3 protein-coding genes are annotated in these 3,871 nt (G+C 70.3%); 1 reads left to right on the top strand and 2 read right to left on the bottom strand.

The features are described from left to right. Positions 1 to 72: 72 nt before the first annotated feature. A complete protein-coding gene (locus HUU95_RS10450) occupies positions 73 to 741 on the bottom strand; it encodes a sterol desaturase family protein (RefSeq protein ID WP_174280056.1) in 669 nt (222 codons plus the stop codon). Between the two features lie 75 nt (positions 742 to 816). Continuing rightward, a complete protein-coding gene (locus HUU95_RS10445; RefSeq protein WP_174280055.1) occupies positions 817 to 2,325 on the bottom strand; it encodes an LTA synthase family protein in 1,509 nt (502 codons plus the stop codon). A gap of 250 nt (positions 2,326 to 2,575) precedes the next feature. Between HUU95_RS10445 and HUU95_RS10440 the strand changes: the two genes are divergently transcribed. Next, positions 2,576 to 3,847 (top strand): capsule biosynthesis protein, encoded by a 1,272-nt coding sequence (locus HUU95_RS10440; protein WP_174280054.1) that lies wholly within the window; start codon positions 2,576 to 2,578, stop codon positions 3,845 to 3,847. Positions 3,848 to 3,871: the final 24 nt, after the last annotated feature.

The raw sequence follows: 3,871 nt of genomic DNA, 5'->3' as shown, positions 1-3,871 counted from the left end.
CCCGGTCAGCAACTTCATGCCACCAGAATCATCCGCGATTCCACCCAGTTCCTTCACTCTGCCAAAGTAGTGCTAGGTGCGAACCTGCATGATGCCCGACGCTGCCTTCCCCGCCACCATCGTCCCGAACACCCGGTCCCACCAGATCGCGGTGATCGCATAATGTCCTTCCTCGCGCCCGAAGTGATGGCGCAGGTGGTGCCGGCGCAGCGCGCGGAGCAGGCGGCCCTTCACCGGCAACTGGTGGCAGGCGTAGTGGATGCTGTCGTACGCGACGTAGCCGATCGCGAAGCCCAAGAACGCTACCGTTCCCGCCGGCCCGAACGCCAGCGCGCACCCGGCCCAGATCGCGGCGGACCAGGGCAGGCTGACGGCGAGCGGCATCATGCTGCGATGCGGGTCGCCGGGATCCTCGTGGTGGTTGCCGTGCATGATGAAGCCGAGCCGCCGGCCAAATGCGGAGCGTGGTTCCAGATGGAACAGGAAGCGGTGCATCGCATATTCGAACAGCGACCAGCCGACCAGGCCCAGCGCCACCAGCGCGAACCACGCCGGAAGGCTTGCCGCCCCCGAGCCCGCCCAGGCGACGAGCGGCAGCAGCAGGCCCCAGGTGGCCGCGAACGCCCGCGGCGTCATCACCGTCAGCCGCTCCAGACGATCGCTGCGGAACAGCCGCAGGCGCTGCGGCTGGGCGCGACGCGCTCCTGTCCTCCGGTTCGGTGTCCGGCCTTGTCGTGGCATGTCCATCTCCGTCGTCATGGACAGGGGGGCGCTCGTCCTGTCAACCCGTGATGCCCGCAACGAATTTGCCACGTTCTACGATTGCTTATCCTCAACATCGGTAGGAGCCGACGCGGATTTCCTACAAATTGCGCCGCGACGCAGCGTGGCGTGCAGGATCGCGTGGTGCAGCTCGTCGGGCGATAGGTCCGCGCGTCGGCCGGAAACCTCCTCCTCGCGAGGAAAGTGCAGCATCGCATAGGGCGTGTGGCGCACCGGGCCCGGCTCGACCGCGCCGGGGATGCTAGGCCGGTGATCGCCGAAGAACACCAGCAGCGCGCGCCGGCCCCCCGCATCCAGATGGTCGATCAGGCCTGACAACATCGCGTCGCTGCCGCGCAGGTGGCCGAGATACGCCTCGAGCCCGCCGGGCGATCCGGCCGGATGGCCTGCCACCCACGGCCCGTGGTTCTCCATCGTGACGGCGTAGAGGAACGTCGGCCCCGCGGCCGCAGCGGCGAGCGCGGCGAGCGCGGTGCCGAAGGTCGGGTCGTCGAGATAGCGCTCGCCGGGCGGCGTCGGCGGGAACCCCTCCGCGCCGATCACGCGCGAAAAGCCGATTTCGGGCATGAGCCGGTCGCGGCGGTAGAAGCGCAGGTCGTGCGGGTGCGCGAACACGCCGGTATAGCCCGCCGCGCCCAGCCGGCGGGGGAGCGCGTACGAAGCCTCGCGCGCTGCAGTGAGGAACGGGTCGAAGCGGCGAAAGCCCAGCGCGTCCTCGTCGCGCCCGAACAGCACGCCGTATTCGGTCCGCATCGTGTAGGCGCCGAAGCCGCTGACGGCGAGGTCGCCCCACAGCGACGCCCGCTCCCGTGCGCGCGTCAGCCCGGCGAGGGCCAGCGAAGGGTTGCCGGTCAGTGCCACGGGATCGGCAAAGGACTCGCACTGCACGACGATGACAAGTTCGGGCGTCGTATCGGGTAACGTCGCCGCCGGGGTCGGACACGCCGGCGGATCGGGCGTATCACGCCAGCGCCACCAGTAGAGCAGCATCGTCGCGACCAGGCCATGGCGGGCGACGTCGGCGTCGGCATCGGGCTCCGGCGCCAGCCCGGCAACGGTCCAGCCGCGCAGCATCGCAACCAGCACTCCCCCCGCCGCCACGCCCAGCGCCGCCCCCACCAGATGCGGCCCCGCCCGCGGCATGAACAGCCAGGCGAGCGCGACAACCAGCCCGACGATGCCGACCACGGCCCCCGCCTTCTGCCGCACGGTCAGGGCAGTCAGGTAGAAGCCCGGATGGCGCATCATCCCCCCCACCAGCGCCAAGTCCGAGAACAGCAGCGGCTCGCCCAGCACCGCGTGCTTGGCGTTGGACGCGAGCATGAAGGCGGCCAGCAACGCGACTGCCAGCGCCGCAGCGAGCGGCGCGCTGCCCGACAGTGCGAAGAACAGACCGAACAGCGTCGTCGTTGCCGCGAGCAGCAGCGCCCGTCCCGGCAGGCTGCGCTGCCCCGTCCACGCCCGCTTCGGCCGCGGCCGCACCAGCGTGTCCAGCAGCAACGAGCCGACGATGGTGGCGAGAAGGCAAAAGCTGAAGATCACCGAGTCCGCCGCCTGAAGCCCTGATGCCGCCCGACGCCCGGCCGATGCCCGGTGCCCGCAGTGACGCGACGCGCGGCGTAGCGGTGGGCCGTGGGACTGTCACGGCCGGAAGGTGTCCGCCGCCGTTGCCCCTTACGTGTTTGATATCGCTCCTTGTCGCCTATCGCTATATCGGGGTCGATACATGCACGACCGCCAGACGCCCGACCCGACCGCTCATCGCCCGATTACGACAGTAGCGACGTCGGGGATGCCGCAGCCCGCCCCGCGCCCTGCTCGCCGCAGTATCCTGTTGCTCCAGGGGCTGATGGGCCCGCTGTTCCGCCGGCTGGGCCAGGCGCTGCGCGCGCGCGGGCACTGCGTCCACAAGGTGAACTTCAACGGCGGGGACTGGTTGTTCTGGCGGCTGCCGGGCGGCATTGACTATCGCGGTTCGCCCGCGGACTGGCCCGACGCGCTGGCCGGCATGATCGCCGCGCACGGCATCACCGACGTCGTGCTGTTCGGCGACTGCCGACCGCTGCACATGGCCGCGATCCACACCTGCCGCGCGCTGGGCACGCCCGTGTACGTGTTTGAGGAAGGCTATATCCGCCCCGACTGGGTGACGTTCGAGGCGGGCGGGGTGAACGGCCATTCCAGCCTGCCGCGCGATCCCGCCTGGTATCGCGCCGAGGCCGCCCGCCTGCCGCCCGCGCCCGAGCATCATCAGGTGCCCTCGTCGTTCCGGCGCCGCGCGGCCGAGGCGCTGGCCTACAACGCGGCCGACGTGCTCAGCCGCTGGCGCTATCCCTATTGGCAAAATCATCGTCCCTGGCCCGCGCTGGTGGAGGCGACCGGCTGGGTGCGGCGGCTGAGGCATCGGGACGAGGCGGCCGGGCGGTCCCGCCGGGTAATGGACGCGCTGGCGCAGGGCGGCGATCCGTACGTGCTGTTCCCGCTCCAGCTCGATTCCGACGCGCAGATCCGGCTGCATTCGCCCTTCGCGGGCATCTCGGACGCGCTGCGGCTGGTGATCGATTCGTTCGCCGTGCATGCGTCCGCGCCGTTGCGCCTTCTCATCAAGGAGCATCCGCTCGATAATGGCGTGCGCGACTGGCGCGACGAGGCGGCCTCGCTCGCCGCGTTGTACGGCGTCGAGGGACGCATCGACTATCTGGAAAGCGGCGACATAGTGCCCGTCGCCCGGGGTGCCAGGGGCATGGTGACGATCAACAGCACTAGCGGCACGCTGGCGCTCAGCGAAGGCGTGCCGGTGATCGCGCTTGGCCAGGCGATCTACGACATGGCGGGGATCACGTTCCAGGGCACGCTGGACGATTTCTGGCGCGATCCCGGCCGGCCGGATGCGGAGACCTTCGCCGCCTTCCGCCGCGTGCTGATCGACCGCTGCCTAGTGCCGGGCGGCTTCTTCTCGGAAGAGGCGCTGGGCCAGGTGACGCAGGGCGTGCTCGCGCGGCTGGAGGCGGCAAGCCTACAGGTGACCGGTGGTGAGTCTGGGGCGTATCCCGCCAACGGATAGGCGCCCGCCCCACCCGAGGCGCGG

It is taken from the genome of Sphingomonas bacterium (assembly GCF_903643065.1).
Lineage (GTDB): Bacteria > Pseudomonadota > Alphaproteobacteria > Sphingomonadales > Sphingomonadaceae > Sphingomonas.
Note: the sequence above shows the minus strand (reverse complement) of the source record. Positions and strands in the feature narration are given on the sequence as shown.

Bases quoted from the DNA above. Each gene is read 5' to 3' on its own strand.
- HUU95_RS10450 (WP_174280056.1), bottom strand. From the start codon at position 741: ATGCCACGACAAGGCCGGACACCGAACCGGAGGACAGGAGCGCGTCGC.
- HUU95_RS10440 (WP_174280054.1), top strand. From the start codon at position 2,576: ATGCCGCAGCCCGCCCCGCGCCCTGCTCGCCGCAGTATCCTGTTGCTC.